The organism is Azospirillum doebereinerae (genome assembly GCF_003989665.1).
GTDB classification, from domain to species: domain Bacteria; phylum Pseudomonadota; class Alphaproteobacteria; order Azospirillales; family Azospirillaceae; genus Azospirillum; species Azospirillum doebereinerae.
This window is the reverse complement of the sequence record NZ_RZIJ01000015.1, coordinates 1-20,586: the sequence shown is the minus strand read 5'-3', so window position 1 is coordinate 20,586 and position 20,586 is coordinate 1. Positions and strand designations below refer to the sequence as shown.

Sequence of the window (20,586 nt, the reverse complement as noted above, 5' to 3'; positions counted from 1 at the left end):
ACGGGCCTTTGACCAAGGGACCAAGCCCCATGCCCACCGCCACCGTCCACACCGCCCCGTCGGGTCCGTCCACCTCGGCGATCCTCGGCATCCTGCTCAGCGTCGCCGGCCTCGGCGGCGCGGTGGTCGCCTGCCTGACGATCCACCGTCCGGCCTGGGCGGAGTTCGCCCCGCTGGTCGCCTGCGTCCTGCTGGCCGGCATCGGCACCGCCTTGCTGCTGGCCGCCCAACGCAAGGCCCGCCTCCACGCCGTGGCGATCGCGACGGAATCCGCCCGCTACACCCGCTGGGTCCGCGCGATGCGCGACGTCGCCAACGGGGAGCCGACGGACATCGCCGACTTCACGGCGGAGCAGACCGCCGCGATCCGCGAGATGGAGGCCCGCACGCTGGAGGCCACCCGCCTGCGCGCCGCGCTGCAGACCTGTCAGACCAACGTCATGGTCGCCGACAACGAGCTCGACATCATCTACATGAACGAGACGATGCTGGAGATGCTGCGGGCCGCCGAATCCGACCTGCGCCGCGACCTGCCGGACTTCCGCACCGACAACCTGCTGGGCCGCAACATCGACGCCTTCCACCGCAACCCCGCGCACCAGCGCGGCATGCTCAAGCGGCTGACCGGCGCCCACCGCGCCCAGGTCGAGGTCGGCGGCCGCATCTTCGGCCTGACCGCCAGCCCGATCCTGAACGCGCGCGGCGAGCGGCTGGGCACCGTGGTGGAGTGGGACGACCGGACCGAGCGCCTGGCCCGCGAACGCGAGCAGGCCCGCATCGCCACCGAGAACGTCCGCGTCCGCGCCGCGCTCGACAACTGCCAGACCAACGTGATGGTCGCCGACGAGAACCTCGACATCGTCTACATGAACCGCACGATGGTCGAGATGCTGCGCGTCGCCGAGGAGGAGATGGCCAAGCAGCTTCCCGGCTTCCGCGTCGACACCCTGCTGGGCGCCAGCATCGACCGCTTCCACCGCAACCCGCAGCACCAGCGCAGCATGCTGGCCACGCTGACCAAGCGGCACGAGGCGGCGCTGTCGATCGGCGGGCGCAGCTTCGTGCTGATCGTCAGCCCGGTGTGGAACGACCGCAAGGAGCGGGTCGGCACCGTGGTGGAATGGTCCGACCTGACCGCCCAGAAGGCGATCCAGGAGGAGATCGGCTCGATGGTCCGCGCCGCGTCAAACGGCGACTTCTCGGTCCGGCTCGACCCGGCCGGCAAGGGCGACTTCCAGCGCATGCTGGTGGAATCGCTGAACGGGCTGTGCCAGCAGGTGGAATCGGCGCTGGAGGACATCGGCCAGCTGTTCAGCGCGCTCGCCGAGGGCGACCTGACCCAGCGCGTCCGCGACGATTACGCCGGCCTGCTGAAGGTCCTGTCGAACGACGCCAACACCACCACCGAACGCCTGTCCGACACCACGCGCCGGATCATCGCGTCGAGTTCGGAGGTCGCCGCCGCCGCCGACGAGATCGCCAACGGCGCCGTCGATCTGGCCGAGCGCACCGAGCAGCAGGCCTCCAACCTGGAGGAGACGGCGGCGGCCATGGAAGAGATCGCCTCCACCGTCAAGGCCAACGCCGAGAACGCCCAGCAGGCCAACAACCTGGCGCTCGGCGCCCGCGACGTGGCGCTGCGCGGCGGCGAGGTGGTGAAGAACGCGGTCGGCGCCATGGGGCAGATCGCCAGCTCCTCGCAGCGGATTTCCGACATCATCGGCGTCATCGACGAGATCGCCTTCCAGACCAACCTGCTGGCGCTGAACGCGGCGGTGGAGGCCGCAAGGGCCGGCGACGCCGGCAAGGGCTTCGCCGTCGTGGCCCAGGAGGTCCGCACCCTGGCGCAGCAATCCTCGGACGCCGCCAAGGACATCAAGTCGCTGATCCTGGAGAGCGGCGGCCACGTTCGCCAAGGCGTCGATCTGGTCAACAGCGCCGGCGGGCAGCTCGACGAGATCATCACCTCGATCAAGCGCGTCGCCGACATCGTCTCGGAGATCGCCGAGGCCAGCCGCGAGCAGACCGTCGGCATCGACGAGATCAACCGCGCCATCTCCAACATGGACCAGATGACCCAGCAGAACTCCGCCCTGGTGGAGGAGAGCGCCGGTTCATCCCGCACCTTGCAGGAAAGCGCGACCGGGCTGCTGACGCTGGTCAGCTTCTTCCAGATCAGCGACCCGCCGGTGCCGGTGCTCAAGGCCGTGCCCAGCGCCCCGAAGGCCCCGGCCCGCGTCGAGGCCCCGCGCAAGATGGCGGACCGTGGGGCCGAGCGCCCGCTGGCGCTGACCGTCGCCGGCAGCGGCAAGACGCCCGCCCGCGCCGTCAAGCGGGGCACCGACTGGTCGCAGTTCTGACGCCGCCACTCTTCCCTCGAACGCCACGGGTTGGGACGCCAGAGCGATGCCGCGGACGCTGAACGGAGCCGGAGCCTTGAAGAGCATCCATCTCGACGAGGGAGATTTCCGCTTCGTCGCCGAGCTGGCCCGGCAGCGGACCGGCATCCAGTTGAACGACAGCAAGCGGGGACTGGTGCAGTCCCGTCTGGTCAAGCGGCTGCGCGCGCTCAACCTGTCGACCATCGGCGAGTACATCGGCCTGCTGCGCTCGCCGCGCGGCGAGACGGAGATGGTCAGCCTGCTGAACGCGCTGACCACCAACGTCACCGCCTTCTACCGCGAGCGGCACCACTTCGCCCATCTGACCGAGGCGGTGGTCGAGCCGTGGCGGGCGCAGGGCGGCGGACGGCTGCGGCTGTGGTCCGCCGCCTGCTCCACCGGGGAGGAGCCCTACACGCTGGCCCTGACCCTGCTGAAGGCGGCGCCGGACGCGGGCCGGCTCGGCGCGCGCATCCTGGCGACCGACCTCGACACCGGGGCGCTCGACCGCGCCGAGGCGGGGGTGTACCGGGGCGAGGCGGTCCGCGACGCGGTGCCACCCGACCTGCGGCGCCATTTCCGGCCCCATGACGACAGCCGGGTGACGGTCGGGCCGGAACCGCGCGCCCTGGTCTCCTTCGGCCATCTAAACCTGCTGGAGCGCTGGCCGGTCAACGGGCCGTTCGACGCGATCTTCTGCCGCAACGTGATGATCTACTTCGACCGCGAGACCAAGACGACGCTGTGCCGCCGGCTGGCGGCGCTGCTGCGGCCGGGTGGCTTCCTCTATCTGGGGCATTCGGAGTCGCTGCTCGACCGGCGGATTCCGCTGCGCCCCATCGGCGGCACGATCTACGAGCGCGTTCCCAGCGAAGGAGAGGTCTGATGACGGCCGAAGCCCCCGGAACGCCGGTCCGCGTGGTGGTGGTGGACGATTCCGCCCTGGTGCGCCGGCTGCTGACCGCCATCCTCGACGGCGATCCGCGCACCACCGTGGTGGCGACCGCCAGCGACCCGATCCAGGCCCGTGCGGCGATCAAGGAGACCGACCCGGACGTGGTGACGCTCGACATCGAGATGCCGCACATGGACGGGCTGTCCTTCCTGGAAAAGATCATGACCCTGCGCCCGACGCCGGTGGTGATGATCTCCTCGCTGACCCAGGAGGGCGCTGACACGACCCTGCAGGCGCTGGAGATGGGAGCGGTGGATTTCGTGGCCAAGCCCACCGCCGACCTGCGCAACGCGCTGGGCGAGCTGGGGCGGGAGATCGTCGACAAGGTGGTGGCCGCCGCCGGGGCCAAGCGCCGTCTGGCCGCGCGCCGCATAGGCGGCCCCTGCGCGGCCGCCCCCGCCGTTCACCACTCCGCGCTGGCCCTGCTGGGCGTCGCGGGACACACCGGATCGGTGGTCGCCATGGGTGCGTCGACCGGCGGAGTCGAGGCGCTGCGGGAGGTCATCGCGACGCTGCCGGCCAACGCGCCGGGCACGCTGGTGACGGTCCACATGCCCAGCGCCTACACCGGGCGCTTCGCGCAGCGGCTGGACGCGCTCAGCGCCATGAGCGTCAAGGAGGCCGAGCACGGCGACCGCGTGCTCCCCGGCCATGTCTACATTGCCCCCGGCGGCCGGCATCTGGAGCTGGTGCGTGACGGCGGCGCCTACCGCTGCCGCCTGCACGAGGGCGAGAAGGTGCAGGGCCACCGCCCCTCGGTCGATGTGCTGTTCCAGTCCGTCGCGGCGGCGGCGGGACGGCGCGGCATCGGGGTGATCCTGACCGGGATGGGGCGCGACGGGGCCGACGGCCTGAAGCGGATGCGCGACGAGGGCGCCCGCACCATCGGCCAGGACGAGCGCAGCTGCGTCGTTTACGGCATGCCACGCATCGCCAAGGAGCTGGGCGGGGTCGAACGCGAGGTGCCGCTGTCCCGCGTTGCCGAGACGGTGATGGGGCTGCTTCCCCAGCCCGTCCCATGACAGGAACTTGCAGGGGGATGGACGCCATGGACGGCTTTTTCGGAAACGGGGCGCGGGCGATGGACAGTGAGATCGCCGACCGGCGCATCGCCACGGTGGACCGCGCGCTGGGCGGGCTGTCGGGCGAGATGGAGCGCACCTCGGCCATCATCGAGGACGGCGTCGCGACGCTGAGCGCCGATTTCGAGGAGCTGTCGGCGCTGGCCGTCCGCCAGTCGGCCATGCTGGAGCGGATCATCGGCCAGACCCGCCGCATGGCCGTGGGCGCCGACAGCGTCGCGTTCACCGCCATCGCCGACGAGCTGGCCGGCACCTGCCGCGCCGCCATCCAGCGCGCCGACCGCCTGACCGGCGGCGCCCGCGCCATGCTCGACGTGTTCGACGCCTGCGCCGCCACCGTCGCCCAGGTGGAGCGTCTGACCGCCCAGATCGACCAGTTGAACAGGCAGACGGTCATGCTGTCGCTGAACGCCAAGATCGAGGCGTCGCGGGCCGGCGAGCACGGGCACGGCTTCGGCGTGGTGGCCGACGAGGTCCGCGACCTGTCGCGCTCGATCAATTCGGTGTCCACCACGATCCGGCAGGCGGTCGGCGACATGGGCCAGGGCCTGCGCGGCGGCATGGACACCGTGCGCGACGTGCTGGCCGACAAGGGCGAGGCGGCGCTCGATCCCGAGCGCATCGCGGCGATCGGCGGTGCGCTGAGCGACCACACGGCGGCGCTGGCCCAGTCGGTCGAGCAGTCGGCCGCCGTCTCCGCCGACATCGGCCGGACGGTGCCCCGGATCATGTGCAACTTGCAATTCCAGGACCGCGCCAAGCAGCGGACCGAGAACACCGTGGTCGCCCTGTCGCATCTGGCCAACGCCTTGCGCGCCGTCCATCGGGGCGACAGCGCCGTCGATCGGCCCTGGGCGGAGGAGCTTCTGTCGAAAATCACGCTGGCCGAGATGGAGGACGCGTTGAGCATGGCGCTGCTCGGCTATGCGCGCAACACAAGCCAAGGCGATTCGTTCGAACTCTTCTAGGGAACGCGCAGAAATTGTCCGGGCCCGCCGCTTGGTTTTTGGGAGATCAAGGATAATCCCAAAGCGCCGCCTCCCGTCCGGGAGTGGCTGTCTGGATCGAAATCCTCCTCCTTTTCATCTCCCCGGAAAACATGCTTAATTATCGCAGGGCATACGGAGCTTATAGTTCCCTGCACTTAACAACATCCCGCAGAAGACAACGCGGGGAGGATGTTTCCCGAAAGTCACCCGCGCCAGGATAGAAATCATTGAGGGCGACTGTTCGGGAACCGATTACCTCTTATTAAGATTATCGGCAATAGGTTGATCCGGCAGAACAGGTTGGTTGGGAGGCCCTGTTCGAAGGGAGGCATGTTTTGAAGATCCTGGTCGCCGACGATCATCCGCTCTTTCGCGAAGCTCTGGAGCTGTCGGTCCGCTACCAATGGCCCAGCGCCGACATCGTCTTTGTCGGATCGCTGGAAGACAACGCCTTCGACGGGACGGGCGTCGACGACCGCGCCTTCGATCTGATCGTTCTGGACTGGCACATGCCCGGCGTCGGCGACAGCGACCCGATCTCGCGGTTGCGGGCGCTCGACGTTCGCGGCCCGATCGCGGTCGTGACGGGATCGGAACAACCCTCCATCGCGCTGGAGGCGCTGCGCTGCGGCGCCGCCGCCTTCCTGCCCAAGACGACGCCGCGCCGCGTGCTGGCCCCCTCGCTGAAGGTGGTCGCCGACGGCGGCACCGTCGTGCCGGCCGGCATCGCCCTGGCCCTGGCCGGCGAGGACCGGCTGCCCGCCGGGCTGGACGAGGAGGTCGGCGGCGACGAGGACGTGGTCGAACACGCGTCCCTGACCGACCGGGAGCGCGAGGTCTTCTCGCTGCTGTCCACCGGCGCCACCAACAAGGAAATCGCCCGGCGGCTCGAACTGGCGGAAGTGACCGTCAAGTTCCACACCCGCCGCATCTTCAAGAAACTGGGCGCCCGCAACCGCGCCGACGCGGTGCGGCGGGCGCAGGAAACCGGCCTGTTCGGCGGCAACGCCACGTGACGGCCGCCGCCTCCCCTTCTCCCGGACATGACTGAAATCGCCGCGGATCCCATGCCCTATTCGAGAGAAGCGACCGCAGGGGCTCCCGACAACCTCTCGAAGCGGCTGATCCGGGCGGCGGCCGTGACGGCCACGCTTCTGATGGTCGTCGTGCTCCTCGTGGCCCAGTGGACCAGCGCTGGCATGCTCGACCGCCTGTCGAGCGGGCAGGCGGACACGCTGGCGCGCGAGGTGCGGGAACGCATCGCCTCCCTCCGTTCCCAGACCCTGCAGGGCGCCGATCTTCTCGGGCTGGCGGTGGCGGCGCACAACGAGAATCCAGGCATCCACTCGGTGGCGCTGGAGGATCTGGGCCGCCGTGTCTTCGCCCGCCTGCCGGAAATCCCGAAACTGTGGATCGTCCCGCACCCGGTCGACCCCAGCGCGTGGTCCTCGCTCAGCGAAGTGAGCGTCGATGCCATGGTGTTCACCCGGCAGGACGGGCGGATCGACCGCACCGGCACGCTGAACGACACCGACCGCGCCCTGATCCTCAAGTCGGCGGAAACCGGCCGGCCCCAGGCCCAGCCGCCCAAGCCGAGCCACACCCTGGCCCCCGGCGCCAGCGCCTCCACCCATGTCGAGCCGCTGATGGTCGACCAGGAGATCATCGGGCTGGTCGGCTACGACATCGACGCCTATGACTGGGTCCGCATCGGCCTGTCGGTCGAACACACGGTGCCCGACACCCGGCTTTCGATCCTGACCCCGGACGGCGTCCACCTCTTCAGCGACGACGCCACGCAGATCGGGCACGAGACGACCACCGATCCCAGCCAACCCGGCTACGTCTCGGCCGAGGATTTGCGGGTCCTGCGCGCCGGAAGCGGCTTCTCCCACCTTCACACCCTGCCGTCGGGCGCCGAATTCCACCGGATCGGCATGGCGCTGCCCGCGCGGCCCGGCGACTACCGGCAGTTCCTCGTGTTGGACGTCCCAACCTCCGGCTCGGCGGCCATCCTCAGTTCCGGCATGCTGCTGTTCGGTGCCCTCAGCCTCGGCGCCCTCGCCCTCTTCCTGATCGCCCTGCGCGCCTTGGTCCACCGGATGGCCGGCGCGCCGCTGGAGCATCTGCACACAGCCATCCGCCTGCTCGACAGCGGCGACCACCACATCCCGCCTCCGGCGCATCTCGTCGAGCGCCGCGACCAGATCGGCGACATCGCCCGCGCGCTGGACGAACTGCGCCGCTCGGCCGGCGAACGGCGCGAGTTGCGCGAGATGGTCATCCGCAACGCGCGCGACGTCGAACGCATGATCGCCGCCATCGACGTGGCGTTGGACATGATCCTGGTGCTGGATGCCGACCAGCAGATCATCTACGCCAACCAAGCCGCCTGCAACATGGTGGGGGCACGGGATCCGGACGACATCCTCGGCCGCCACCTGCATTCGCTGGAGAGCATCGAGACGACGATCCGCCGGGTCGAACTCCAGATCACCGATTCATTGGAACGCGACGGCTTCTGGGAGGGGGTGATCGAGAACTACTGCACCTCCTTCGGCGAATGCATCGCGGCGATGGAGACCCGCTTCACCCAGCGCCCCAACGGCGACACCGTCATCATCGCCCGCGACGTGTCGGCCCGCCTGACCGCCGCCAGCGAGAAGGCCGACCTCGAACGGCGCCTGTCCCAGATGGACAAGATGGACGCGGTCGGCCGGCTGGCCGGCGGCATCGCCCACGACTTCAACAACCTGCTGGGCGCCATCGCCGGCTACGCCGACTTCCTGTTCTGCGACCTGCCGGTCGACAGCGCGCAGCGCGACTACGCCAGCCGGATCAAGCGGGTGTGCGACCGCGCCAAGGACATGGTGCACCAGATCCTCGCCTTCTCGCGGGCGGGCGACGTGACGCTGACGCCGACCTTGCCCAAGATCATCATGGGCGACGTCAGCATGCTGCTGCGCTCGGCGATCCCGTCCAGCGCGACGCTGGAGCTTGCGGTCCCCGACGACCTGCCCCGGATGATGGCCAACGGTACCCAACTGGTTCAGGTGTTGGTCAACCTCGCCATCAACGCGCGCGACGCCCTGCCCGCCGAAACCGGCCGCATCACCGTCTCCGCCCGGCTGTGGAACGGCGACAGCGACCCGGCCGAGGAATGCACCGCCGCCGGCTGGTCCGTTCACAAGGCCCTGCCCCCGCGCGTCGGCCACAAGCACGTGATGTTCGAGGTCAGCGACAGCGGCAACGGCATGACTCCCGACGTCGTCGCCAAGGTCTTCGACCCCTTCTTCACCACCAAGGATCTGGGCAAGGGCACCGGGCTCGGGCTGGCCGTGGTGTTCGGCATCGTTCAGGGGCACGACGGCGGCCTGATCGTGTGCAGCCTGCCCAACGCCGGCACCATCCTGCGCGTCTTCATCCCCGTCTGCCCGGACGGCGAAACCGCCGAGGACAGCGGCGACACCGCCGACATCGCGCGGCCCCGGACCCGGCGGCGCTGCCGCGTGCTGGTGGTCGACGACGAAGGCGACATGGGCGACATGGTGTCGGTCGGGCTGGAGCGGATCGGCCACGAGGTCGCGGTCTGCGAGGATCCCCAGGACGCCATCGACGCCTTCGAGGAGGAGCCGGACGCCTTCGACGTCGTCATCACCGACCAGACGATGCCGGGGATCACCGGCGTGGCGCTGATCGCGCGGCTGAAGGCGCGGCGCCCGGACCTGCCCTGCATCCTCTACACCGGCTACAGCCGCATGGTGGACCAGAACTCGGCCCTGGCGGCCGGCGCGGACGCGTTCTTCCTGAAACCGGTGAAGGTGTCCGCCCTGGCCGAGGCCATCGATCGGCTCTACGGCGAGCGGTCGTCATCGGCGCAGCCCGGCGCCGTTCCCCTGCTGGAGCACAGCGCGGACGAACCGCGCTGATCCGGACGCGCCGGATCAGGCCTCCGGCTCGAACCGCAGAAACAGGCGGTTGAGGCCGTTCCCGGATTCAAAACGGATCGACGCGAAGCATTGCCGCATCAGCCACAGGCCGCGCCCGCTCTCGGCCATCCCGTCGGGCACCGGGCCGGCGCCGGAGGCCGCCGCGTTCCGGTTCAGGTCGACGGCGGGCGGAAAGCCGTCATCCTCCAGCACCAGCGTCACCACGCCGCCGGAGACCGTGCATGAAAGGGAAAGGGTGTGGTCCTCGCGATCCCGGCAGGCGTGCTTGACGACGTTGTTTGCCGCCTCGACCAGCCCGATCTGGACCTTGATCAAATCCATGTCGCCCAGCACGGGGGCAAGCGCCCCGCAGGCGGCGTCCGCCAGCAGGCGGACGTTCTCCAGGCTGCTGGAGACCGCCGTCTGGAAAAGGGGCTGTCCGGCCTCCGGCTCGCGATCACTCGGCAAGGCTGGCGACCGCTTCGTCGACGGTGCCCCGCACCTTGAACACCTGGTCCATCCGGGTCAGGGCGAACATGGTCTGGACAGCCGGCTGCAACCCGCAGATGACCGGCCGGCAATGGTGACCGACCCGCTTGACGATCGACACCAGGGCGCCGAGCCCGCTGGAGTCGAGGAAGGTCACGGCCGAGAAATCGATCACCACCCGGCTGGGCTCCTCGGTCAGTTGCTGGAGAACCTCCTCGCGGAAGCGCACGGCGAGCGCGGCGTCGAGGCGCGGCACGTTCACGCTTAACACCAGCGTGTCTCCAATGGTCTGCGGCGTGATCATCGGTTCGGAATCCTTACGAAATCGGTGTCGGGTTCGTGATCTCACAGGCGACGATCGAAATGTCGTCGTCGAAGCTGTCGCGCTGGTGCCAGCCGCGCAGCTCGGCTTGAAGGGTCGCCACCATCCGGTCGAGCGGGGCGACGCGCGTCAACTCCAACACCTGGAGCAGCCGTTCCTCACCATACAGCGCCCCGTCGGCCGAGGTGCACTCGGTCACCCCGTCGGAGTAGAGGAAGACCCGGTCGCCGGGCTCCAGCGCGATCTCGATGGTCTCGTAATCGACGTGCTCGAACAGACCGACCGGGAAACCGCCGGTGCCGACCGTGTGGGGCCGTCCGCGCACCGGCAGGATCACCGGGTGCGGGTGCCCGGCCTGGCACAGGCGCATGGTCCGCCCATCGCGGCTCAGCACCCCGCAGATCATGGTGAAGTAGTCCGCGACGCTGTCGTCGGATTGGAACTGGCGGTTCAGGTCGGCGACGATGGCGTCCGGCGCCCTGGGCGTGACGCCGTCCTCCTTGCTGACGAAGGTCTCGGCGTTCAACAGCCGGCACAGCATCACCGACATCAGCGCGGCACGCGCGCCATGCCCGGCGACGTCGAGCACGTAGAACCCGACCGAGCCGTCCGGCAGGGTCTGGTAATTGTAGATGTCGCCGGAAATCGAGGTGGAGGGCGTCAGCGCCGCCGAGAAGCGGGCGGCCCCCAGCGCCAGCGAGGGCTTGGGCAGCAGGCTGCGCTGGGTGCGGGCCGCCGCCTCCATGTCCTCGTGCAGGCGGCGGTAGGCGGTGCGGAGCTTCTGGTTGGCCTGGGCCAGCAGCGAGTTGTTGCGCTGCATGCGCTGCTGGAGCGTCAGGATCCGTTCGGCGACCCGCAGGCGGGCCGACAGGGTCGGCATGTCCACCGGCTTGTTCAGGAAGTCGTCGGCGCCGGCCGCCATCGCCTCCAGGAAGTTCTCCTGGCCCTGCCGCGCCGTCAACAGCATCACATGGATGTGGTTGGGGCGCGGCAGGTCGCGGATTCGCTGGCAAAGCTCCACCCCGGTGATGCCGGGCATCATCCAATCGCTGATCACCAGGGAGATGCTGGGGTCCGAGCGCAGCGCCGCCAACGCCTCGTACCCATCGGCCACCGGCACCACTTCGTAACCAAGACGAACCAAGCTGGTAACCAGCATCTCCCGCATGCACGGGCTGTCATCGACACACAAGACGCGCAGTCTGTTGCTAGGCATGCAGGTAGTTTGTCGCGTTGTGGAGATGATCGTCCACGGGCGAGGACGTGGCCCCGCCGTCGGTGTGGCCGGCCAAGGCGTCGCCGAGCGAACCCAGATCGAGGCCCAACCCGGCCCCGGCCAAGCCACCCAACGCTCCGTCCACAAGCCCGAGCACGCCGCCCAGAACCGTGCCGGTCGCCGAACCGTCCAACCCGACGTCGAGTGTGATCGCCTGATGGCCCAGGGCGATAGCGTGCCCGTTGCCGTCGAGCAGGTCAATAGCGATGGACCGGCTGCCGCCGTCGTTCGACGGGTCGAGGTGGATGGACCGCAGCACCGACTCGTAGACCGACGCCGAAGCGTTGCCGCTGAGCGTCAGCGTGTGGTGCTGCGCGTCGTAGCCGCCACCCGTCACCTGGATGCCGGTGCCGGCGATCAGGAGATGCCCCGACGCGTCGGTCTCGGTGTGCAGGCCGCCCAGGGTCAGACAATCGCCGCTGTGGAGACCGCTGTCCAGGGTGATGGTCGCCCCGGCGACGATCTGGGTGCCGAGCACCGACAGCCCCAGCGACGGCGCGATGGCGAAGCCGGCGTGCAGCAACGAGCTGTCGCCCAGATCCGGAAGCACCGTGACGTGGAGCGACCCGCTGGTCTCCACCGCGGCGAGCCCGGCGGCGTGGGCCGACGCCGTGACCGTCAGGGTGAAGTCGGCGGTGCTGTCGAGCGGCGGCGTCAGCCGCAGCCCGGCCAGCTGGGCCGCCTGGATCGTCCAGCTTCCGTCCTGGTTGTGCGTCCCGGCCGACAGGCCCGCCCCCACCGGCAGCCCGGCGACGGTGACGCTGAGGTCGGCCAGGATGTTCAGGCCGTGCAGCCCGACCCCGAGGTCGAGCAGGACCGACGTGTTCTCCACCAGCGTCACGTCGGGCAGGGCCAGATGCGGCGCCGCGATCTCCGGCTGGACATGGACCGTCATCGTGGCCGTGCTGTCGGCCAGCGACTGGTTGCAGGGACCGATCCCGCCGTCCAGCGCGTGGGCGGTGACCGTGAGGTTGACGTCGCCCGAGAAGCCCGCCGCCGTGTGCAGCTTCAGCCCGGCGAGCTGGGCGCCGGTCAGGGTCCAGGTGCCGTCGCCGTTGTTCAGCCCGGCCGACAGGACGGCTCCGGCCGGCAGCCCGGCGACCACCACCGACAGCACCTCCGACGCGTCGGTGTCGACCAGCGACGCGCCGATGTTCAGCGCGATGTCATGGCCCTGCTGGCCGGTGCAGTTGGCGACCGTCAGGGTGGGCGCGTCGGCCACCGGCTTCACCGTCACCGACAGCGAGCCGCTGGCCGAGGCCGCGGCGGCGGCGCCGTCCTTGGCCGTGGCCGTGACGGTCAGCGCCAGGGTGCCGGCGTAGTTGGCCGGCGGCGTGATCGTCAGCCCGATCAGATCGGCGGTGGTCAGCGAATACGACCCGTTGCCCAGCGGCGTCCCGTGGTTCAGCGTGGCGCCGGCCGGCAGGCCCGACACCACCAGCCCGGTGATGGTCTCCGACCCGTCGATGTCGCCGGCGGCGACGCCGATGGTCAACGGGATGGCGCTGTCCTCCGACCCGACCGCCGTGGGAAGCGCCAGGACCGGCGTGTCGGTCACCGGGGCGATGGTGATGGTCAGCGGCTTCAGCGTGACGCCGGCCCCGCCCAGCAGCTCGGTCGCGACCGCCCCGATGGAGAGCGTGATCGTCCCGCTGTAGTCGGGCGGCGGCAGCAGCTTCAGGCCGACCAGCTCGGCGGCCGTCAGTGTCCAGGCGCCGCTGGTCGGGTTGACGTGCCCGGCGCTGAGCCGCACCCCGGCCGGCAGGCCGGCGACGGTGAAGGACAGCGCCTCCGACCCGTCGAGATCGACGAGGCCGCCGGCGATGTTCAGGCCGACCGCCTGGTCCTCGGTGCCGTTGATCGTCGCGCCGACCGTCAGGGTCGGCAGGTCGACCACCGGGGCGACGTGGATGTTGATGTCCTTGTTGAGCGTGATCAGGCCCCCGACCAGCTTGACCGTCGCCGAGATCTGGAAGTCGCCCGAGTAGTTGGCCGGCATGTTCAGCTTCAGCCCGCCGAGCAGGCTGGCGCTGATGTTGCCCGCGCTGATGTTGAGCAGCCCGCCCGACGACAGCGTGGCCCCCGCCGGGATGCCGCTGATCGACAGGCTGGCGATGCTGCCCAGGTTGAGCGCCAACAGCGTCCCGCCGAGGTCGAGGGCGACGTCCTCCACCCCGTTGAGCGGCACCAGGCCGGCAAGAGCCGACAGCAGGGCCGCGCTTGGGGCGGCCACGGTGACCCCCAGGACCTTCGAGGTCGAGGCGACGGCGCCGCCCGCCTCCTGCGACACGGCGGTGACCGTGATCGGCAGGCTGCCGGAGAAGCCGTAGGGCGGCGTCACCGTCAGCCCGGCCAACTGCGACGGCAGCACCGTCCAGGTGCCGTCGCCGTTGTTGATGCCCGCCGACAGATGCGCGCCGGTGGCCAAGTTCAGAATGTAGTGGAGATGCTCGGTGCCGGACGTGTCGGTCAGCGCCCCGGTGATGCTCAGAGGAATGGCGGAGGCGTAGGCCCCGGCGGCGGCCGACACCGACAGGGTCGGCGCGTCGGCGGCTCCGACGACGTGCACCCCCAGCGTCGCCGACACCGAGGTGCCGAGCTGGCTGCCGCCAAGGTTGACGGTGGCGCCCAGCGTGTAGTCCCCCGACACGTCGAGCGGCGGGATTAGCTTCAGCCCGAGCAGCTGGGCCGGCGTCAGCAGGTAGGACCCGTCCGACAGCTTCACCCCGGCGCTCAGCGTCGCGTTGCCGACACCGGTGACGACCACCGAGTCGAGCGTCGCCGATCCAAGCAGGCCGGTCAGGCTGCCCAGCAGGTTCAGCGTCACCGGGGTGTCCTCGACCCCCGCCACCACGCCGAGGTTCAGGTTGACGCCGGCCGAGGCGCTCGCCGCGCCAGACGACGTGACCGTCACCATCAGATGGCTCGCCGCGCTCAGCGCGCTGTCACCGTCGGATTCGGTGGCGACGGCGCGGACCGTCAGGTCCATGACCCCGGTGTAGTGGCAGGGCGGCGTGATCGTCAGCCCCGCCAGATCGCCGGCGGCCAGCGTCCACACCGTGAAGCCGCCGGCCGAGCTGGTCAGCAGGCCGTGCGACAGCCGCGCACCCGCCGGAACGCCCGCGATCCGCACCGACAGGCTCTCCGACAGGTCGGTGTCCTGGAGGGCGGCCGCGATGTTCAGGCCGATGGGGGTGTCCACGACGCCGCTCGCCGCCGACACGGAGAGCGTGGGGGTGTCGGCCACGCCCGCGACCGACACCGGCAGGCTGAGCACCGTCGCCGCCGCCCCGCCCCCGCTCTCGGTCGCCCGCGCGGTGACGGTCAGGCCGATGGTGCCGCTGAAGTCGTGCGGCGGCGTGATCGTCAGGCCCGACAGCTGGGCGCCGGTCAGCGTCCAGCTTCCGTTGCCGTTGTTCACCCCGGCCGACAGCACGGCGCCGGCCGGCATACCGGAGACGATGACGCTCAGGCTCTCCGAGCCGTCGATGTCCTTGAGATGCGCCGCGATGTTCAGGCCGATCGCCAGATCCTCCCGGCCATAGGCCGGCAGCACGGCCAGACTCGGCGCGTCGGCCACCGGGGCCACGGTGACGCTCAGCGCTTCGCTGTGACTGGCCTGGGTGCCGTTCACCGAGGACGTCGCCGTCACCGTCAGACCGATGCTGCCGCTGAAGTCGTGCGGCGGCGTGATCGTCAAGCCCGAGAGCTGCGCCCCCGTCAGCGTCCAGGTGCCGTTGCCGTTGTTCACCCCAGCCGACAACACCGCCCCGGACGGAACACCCGACACCGTCACCGACAACGCTTCGCCGGCCGCCGGAACCGTCAGGGCCGCGCCGATGCTCAGGGCAATCGGCTGGTCCTCCAGTCCGCTGGCCGGCAGCACAGTCAGGCTCGGCGCATCGGCCACCGCCGCCACGGTGACGCTCAGCGCCTCGCTGTGGCTGGCTTGAGTGCCGTTCACCGAGGACGTCGCCGTCACCGTCAAGCCGATGCTGCCGCTGAAATCATGCGGCGGCGTCAGCTTCAGGCCCGACAGTTGTGCGCCTGTCAGCGTCCAGGTGCCATTGCCGTTGTTCACACCCGCCGACAACACCGCCCCGGACGGAACGCCACCGATCACCACGCTCAGGGTCTCCCCCGCCGATGGCGCCGCCAGGGCCGCGCCGATGCTCAGGGCGATCCCTTGGTCCTCCAACCCGCTGGCCGCCACCACAGTCAGGCTCGGCGCATCGGCCACCGCCGCCACGCTGACCGTCAATGCCTCGCTGTGGCTGGCCTGGGTGCCGTTCACCGAGGACGTCGCCGTCACCGTCAGCCCGATGCTGCCGCTGAAGTCGTGCGGCGGCGTGATCGTCAGGCCCGAGAGCTGCGCCGCCGTCAGCGTCCACGTGCCGTTGCCGCTGTTCACACCCGCCGACAACACCGCCCCCGCCGGCACCCCGGCGATCACCACGCTGAGTACTTCGCCCGCCGCTGGGGACACCAGCGCGCTGCTGATGCTCAAGGCGATGGCTTGGTCCTCGCTGCCGCTGGCCGACGCCACGCTGAGGCTCGGCGCGTCGGCCACCGGAACGACCGTCACCGCCAGCGCCTCGCTGTGGCTGGCCTGGGTGCCGTTCACCAAGGATGTGGCCGTCACCGTCAAAGCGATGCTGCCGCTGAAATCATGCGGCGGCGTGATCGTCAGCCCCGAGAGCTGCGCCCCCGTCAGCGTCCAGGTGCCGTTGCCGTTGTTCGTCCCCGCCGACAGCACCGCCCCGGACGGAACGCCACCGATCACCACGCTCAAGGTCTCCCCCGCCGCCGGAGCCGCCAAGGCGGCGCCAATGCTCAAGGCGATCGCTTGATCCTCCAACCCGCTGGCCGGCAGCATCGTCAGGTTCGGCGAATCGGCGACCGCCGCCACGGTGACCATCAGTGCTTCGCTGTGGCTGGCCTGGGTGCCGTTCACTGAGGACGTCGCCGTCACCGTCAAAGCGATGCTGCCGCTGAAATCATGCGGCGGCGTGATCGTCAGCCCCGAGAGCTGCGCCCCCGTCAGCGTCCAGGTGCCGTTGCCGTTGTTCGTCCCCGCCGACAGCACCGCCCCGGACGGAACGCCACCGATCACCACGCTCAAGGTCTCCCCCGCCGCCGGTGCCGCCAGGGCCGCGCCGATGCTCAAGGCGATCGCTTGATCTTCCAACCCGCTGGCCGGCAGCACCGTCAGGTTCGGCGCATCGGCGACCGCCGCCACGGTGACCGTCACCGCCAGCGCTTCGCTGTGGCTGGCCTGGGTACCGTTCACCGAGGATGTGGCCGTCACCGTCAAAGCGATGCTGCCGCTGAAATCATGCGGCGGCGTCAGCTTCAGGCCCGAGAGCTGCGCCGCCGTCAACGTCCAGGTGCCGTTCCCATTGTTCACACCCGCCGACAACACCGCCCCGGACGGAACGCCCGACACCGTCACCGACAACGCTTCGCCGGCCGCTGGGGACACCAGCGCGCTGCTGATGCTCAAGGCGATGGCTTGGTCCTCGCTGCCGCTGGCCGATGCCACGCTGAGCGTCGGCGCGTCGGCTACCGGAGCGACCGTCACCGCCAGCGTCTCGCTGTGGCTGGCTTGAGTGCCGTTCACCGAGGACGTCGCCGTCACCGTCAAGCCGATGCTGCCGCTGAAATCATGCGGCGGCGTCAGCTTCAGGCCCGACAGTTGTGCGCCTGTCAGCGTCCAGGTGCCATTGCCGTTGTTCACACCCGCCGACAACACCGCCCCGGACGGAACGCCACCGATCACCACGCTCAGGGTCTCCCCCGCCGCTGGCGCCGCTAGGGCCGCGCCGATGCTCAAGGCGATCGCCTGGTCCTCCAACCCGCTGGCCGGCAGCACGGTCAGGCCCGGCGCGTCGGCCACCGGAGCGACCGTCACCGTCAGCGTCTCGCTGTGGCTGGCCTGGGTGCCGTTCACCGAGGATGTCGCCGTCACCGTCAGGCTCAGGGAACCGCTGAAGTCGGACGGCGGCGTCAGCGTCAATCCGCCGAGCTGCGCGCCCGTCAGCGTCCAAGTCCCGTCCCCGTTGTTCGTCCCCGCCGACAGCACCGCACCGGACGGAACGCCCGACACCGTGACCGACAGCACCTCCCCCGGCACCGGCGTCGCCAAGGCCGCGCTGATGCTCAGGGCGACCGGTTGGTCCTCCACGCCGCTGGACGCGGCCACGCTGAGCGTCGGTGCGTCGGCCACCGGAGTGACCGTCACCGTCAGGGCTTCGCTGTGACTGGCCTGGAGGCCGCCGTCCAACGCGATGGCGGTGACGGTCAGCGCCAGGGTGCCGGAGAAGCCGGCCGGTGGCGTCAGCGTCAGCCCGGCGAGCTGCTCGCTGCTCAGCGTCCAGCTGCCGTTGCCGTTGTTCAGGCCGGCCGACAATCTGGCCCCCGCCGGCAGGCCGGCGACCGTGACCGAGAGAACCTCCGAGCCGTCCGCATCGACCAGCGCCGCGCCGATGTTAAGGGCGATGTCATGACCCGACGGACCGCTGCCGTCGGCGACCGTCAGCAGCGGCGCGTCGGCCACCGGCTGCCCCGTCACCGACAGCGACCCGCTGGCCGACGCCGCGACGGCGGTGCCGTCCTTGGCGGTTGCGGTCACCGTCAGCGACAGCGTGCCCGCATAATTGGCTGGCGGCGTCAGCGTCAGCCCGACCAGATCGGCCGTGGTGAGGGCATAGACCCCGTTCCCCAACGCGGTGCCATGGTTGAGGCTCGCCCCGGCGGGAAGGCCGGAAACCTGCAGGCCGGTGATGGTCTCCGACCCGTCGATGTCGCCGGCGGCGACGCCGATGGTCAGCGGGATGGCGCTGTCCTCCGATCCGGTGGCGGCGGGCAGGGCCAGCACCGGCGTGTCGGTGACCGGCGCGATGGTGATGGTCACCGGCTTCAGCGTCACGGCGGACCCGCCCAGCTGTTCGGCCGCGACCGCGCCGATGGTCAGCGCGATCGACCCGCTGAAGTCCGGCGGTGGCAGGATCGACAGGCCGACCAGTTCGGCGGCCGTCAGCGTCCAGGTGCCACTCATCGGATCGACGTGACCGGCGCTGAGCCGGGCTCCCTCCGGCAGGCCGGCGACGGTGAAGGACAGCGTCTCCGACCCGTCGAGATCGACGAGGCTGCCGGAGATGCCGAGCGGGATCGGCTGGTCCTCGGTGCCGCTGATCGTCCCCCCAACGGTGAGCGTCGGCTGGTCGGCGACCGGATCGATGTGGCCGGTCAACGGATACTCGAGAGTCACCAGGCCGCCGAGCAGCTTGATCCCCGCCTTCAGCTGGAAGTCGCCGGAGTAGTGGGCCGGCATGTGCAGCGTCAGGTTGTTCAGCAGGCCAACGCTGATGTCGGCGGCGTCGAGGTTCAGCAAACCGCCGGACGACAGCGTGGCGCCGGCCGGAAGTTCGGTGATGCCGATGCTGGCGATGGTCCCGAGGTTGAGCGACAGCAGCGTCGCTCCGAGGTCGATTGCGATGTCCTCCGTCCCATGGAGCGACACCGGAGTGGGCAGGATCGGCGCCGCGACGGCGACGGTCAGGGACTGCTGGGTGTAGGCGGCGTCGCCGTTGACCTCCTGCGACACGGCGGTGACGGTGATCGGCAGGTTGCCGGAGAAGCCGTAGGGCGGCGTCACCGTCAGCCCGGCAAGCTGCGACGGCAGCACCGTCCAGGTACCGTCGCCGTTGTTGATGCCCGCCGACAGATGCGCGCCGGCGGCGACGCCGATCATGTAGTGGAGATGCTCGGTCCCGCTGGTGTCGGTGAGGGCTCCGGCGATGTTGAGCGGGATCGCCGACGCATAGGCTCCCGCTGATCCCGACACCGACAGGGTCGGGGCATCGGCCACGCCGACGACGTGGACGTCCAGGCTGGCCGAGACGCTCGTCCCGAGCTGGCCGCCGCCGAGGTTGACGGTGGCGCCCAGCGTGTAGTCCCCCGACGCGTCGAGCGGCGGGATCAGCGTCAGCCCGGCCAACTGGGCCGGCGTCAGCAGGTAGGAGCCGTCCGGCAGCCGCACCCCGGCGCTGAGCGTCGCGTTGCCGACCCCGGTGACGATCACCGAGTCGAGCGTGGCCGAGCCCAACAGCCCGCTCAGGCTGCCCAGCAGGTTCAGCGCGACCGGGGTGTCCTCGACCCCGGCCACCACGCCGAGGTTCAGGGTGACGCCGGACGAACCGCCCGACCCGCTCGACGACCCGACCGTGACCGCGAGATGGCTGGCGGCACTCATCGCGCTGTCGCCGTCGGACTCGGTGGAGATCGCCTGGACCGTCAGGTCCATCACGCCGGTGTAATGGGAAGGCGGCGTGATCGTGAGGCCCGTCAGGTCGGCGGCGGACAGCGTCCACTCCGTGAAGCCCCCGGCCGAAGCGGTGAGCAGGCCATGCGACAGCTGCGCCCCCGCCGGAACGCCGGAGATGCGGACCGACAGCGTTTCCGACAGGTCGGTGTCCTGGAGGGCGGCCGCGATGGTCAGGCCGATGGCGGTGTCGGCAACGCCGCTCGCCGCCGACACCGCCAGCGTGGGGGTGTCGGCCACGCCCGCGACCGACACCGGCAGGCTGAGCACCGTCGTCGCCGACCCGCCCGTGGCCTCGGTCGCCTGGGCGGTGACGCTCAGGCCGATGGTGCCGCTGAAGTCGTGCGGCGGCGTCAGCGTCAGGCCCGACAGTTGGGCTCCGGTCAACGTCCAGCTTCCGTTGCCGTTGTTCACCCCGGCCGACAGCACCGCTCCGGCCGGAACACCGGAAATGATCAGGCTCAGACTCTCCGACCCGTCGATGTCGGCAAGATGCGCGGCGATGCTCAGACCGATCGCGTGATCCTCCAGGCCATAGGCCGCCGCCACAGTCAGGCTGGGCGCGTCGGCCACCGCGGCCACGTTGACCGTCAGCGCCTCGCTGTGGCTGGCCTGCGTGCCGTTCACCGAGGCCGTCGCCGTCACGGTCAAGCCGAGGCTGCCGCTGAACTCGGCCGGCGGCGTCAGCGTCAAGCCCGAAAGCTGCGCGCCCGTCAGCGTCCAGGTCCCGTCACCGTTGTCGCTGCCCGCCGACAGCACCGCCCCCGCCGGCACCCCGGCGATCACCACGCTGAGCACCTCGCCCGCCGCCGGGGACACCAGCGCACTGCTGATCGTCAA

Annotated in this window: 11 protein-coding genes; 7 read left to right on the top strand and 4 right to left on the bottom strand. The window is 70.3% G+C overall.

Annotated elements, in window-relative coordinates:
- Window positions 1–29 precede the first annotated feature (29 nt).
- From EJ913_RS18255 to EJ913_RS18230, 6 genes are all read left to right on the top strand, one after another.
- Window positions 30–2,360, top strand: a complete 2,331-nt coding sequence (locus EJ913_RS18255; RefSeq protein WP_127000480.1) for a methyl-accepting chemotaxis protein — start codon at window positions 30–32, stop codon at window positions 2,358–2,360.
- 76 nt (window positions 2,361–2,436) lie between these two features.
- Complete coding sequence (locus tag EJ913_RS18250; RefSeq protein WP_211098993.1) at window positions 2,437–3,267, top strand: CheR family methyltransferase; 831 nt, start codon at window positions 2,437–2,439, stop codon at window positions 3,265–3,267.
- Entirely contained in the window at window positions 3,267–4,358 is a 1,092-nt protein-coding gene (locus EJ913_RS18245; protein WP_127000476.1) for a protein-glutamate methylesterase/protein-glutamine glutaminase, read from the top strand. The genes EJ913_RS18250 and EJ913_RS18245 overlap by 1 nt, the downstream gene beginning before the upstream one ends.
- A gap of 26 nt (window positions 4,359–4,384) precedes the next feature.
- Entirely contained in the window at window positions 4,385–5,386 is a 1,002-nt protein-coding gene (locus tag EJ913_RS18240; protein WP_211098992.1) for a methyl-accepting chemotaxis protein, read from the top strand.
- Window positions 5,387–5,742: 356 nt separating this feature from the next.
- Entirely contained in the window at window positions 5,743–6,423 is a 681-nt protein-coding gene (locus EJ913_RS18235; protein ID WP_127000472.1) for a LuxR C-terminal-related transcriptional regulator, read from the top strand.
- 123 nt (window positions 6,424–6,546) lie between these two features.
- The gene (locus tag EJ913_RS18230) at window positions 6,547–9,336 is read left to right on the top strand and encodes a hybrid sensor histidine kinase/response regulator (RefSeq protein ID WP_127000470.1); all 2,790 of its coding nucleotides are present in this window, start codon (window positions 6,547–6,549) and stop codon (window positions 9,334–9,336) included.
- Window positions 9,337–9,351: 15 nt separating this feature from the next.
- Here EJ913_RS18230 and EJ913_RS18225 read toward each other — a convergent pair whose 3' ends face one another.
- Genes EJ913_RS18225 through EJ913_RS31720 form a run of 4 tightly spaced genes read right to left on the bottom strand, consistent with a single transcriptional unit; the run spans window position 9,352 to window position 20,373 of the window.
- Entirely contained in the window at window positions 9,352–9,804 is a 453-nt protein-coding gene (locus tag EJ913_RS18225; protein WP_127000468.1) for an ATP-binding protein, read from the bottom strand.
- Window positions 9,794–10,129: an STAS domain-containing protein gene (locus EJ913_RS18220; RefSeq protein ID WP_127000466.1), complete on the bottom strand. Its 336-nt coding sequence runs from the start codon at window positions 10,127–10,129 to the stop codon at window positions 9,794–9,796. Before EJ913_RS18220 ends, EJ913_RS18225 begins: the two co-directional genes overlap by 11 nt.
- Window positions 10,130–10,142: 13 nt before the next feature.
- Window positions 10,143–11,363 (bottom strand): PP2C family protein-serine/threonine phosphatase, encoded by a 1,221-nt coding sequence (locus tag EJ913_RS18215; RefSeq protein ID WP_127000464.1) that lies wholly within the window; start codon window positions 11,361–11,363, stop codon window positions 10,143–10,145.
- Window positions 11,356–20,373: an Ig-like domain-containing protein gene (locus EJ913_RS31720; RefSeq protein ID WP_211098991.1), complete on the bottom strand. Its 9,018-nt coding sequence runs from the start codon at window positions 20,371–20,373 to the stop codon at window positions 11,356–11,358. Before EJ913_RS31720 ends, EJ913_RS18215 begins: the two co-directional genes overlap by 8 nt.
- On the opposite strand from EJ913_RS31720, the gene EJ913_RS32180 reads away from it, so the two are divergent.
- On the top strand, window positions 20,363–20,586 hold a 224-nt coding region (locus tag EJ913_RS32180), incomplete at its 3' end, for a hypothetical protein (RefSeq protein WP_211098990.1). The genes EJ913_RS31720 and EJ913_RS32180 overlap by 11 nt on opposite strands.

What these genes read in the sequence shown, in the direction of transcription:
- EJ913_RS18215 (WP_127000464.1), bottom strand. Translation starts at nt 11,363, where the DNA reads ATGCCTAGCAACAGACTGCGCGTCTTGTGTGTCGATGACAGCCCGTGC.
- EJ913_RS18240 (WP_211098992.1), top strand. Translation starts at nt 4,385, where the DNA reads ATGGACGGCTTTTTCGGAAACGGGGCGCGGGCGATGGACAGTGAGATC.
- EJ913_RS18255 (WP_127000480.1), top strand. Translation starts at nt 30, where the DNA reads ATGCCCACCGCCACCGTCCACACCGCCCCGTCGGGTCCGTCCACCTCG.
- EJ913_RS18220 (WP_127000466.1), bottom strand. Translation starts at nt 10,129, where the DNA reads ATGATCACGCCGCAGACCATTGGAGACACGCTGGTGTTAAGCGTGAAC.
- EJ913_RS18245 (WP_127000476.1), top strand. Translation starts at nt 3,267, where the DNA reads ATGACGGCCGAAGCCCCCGGAACGCCGGTCCGCGTGGTGGTGGTGGAC.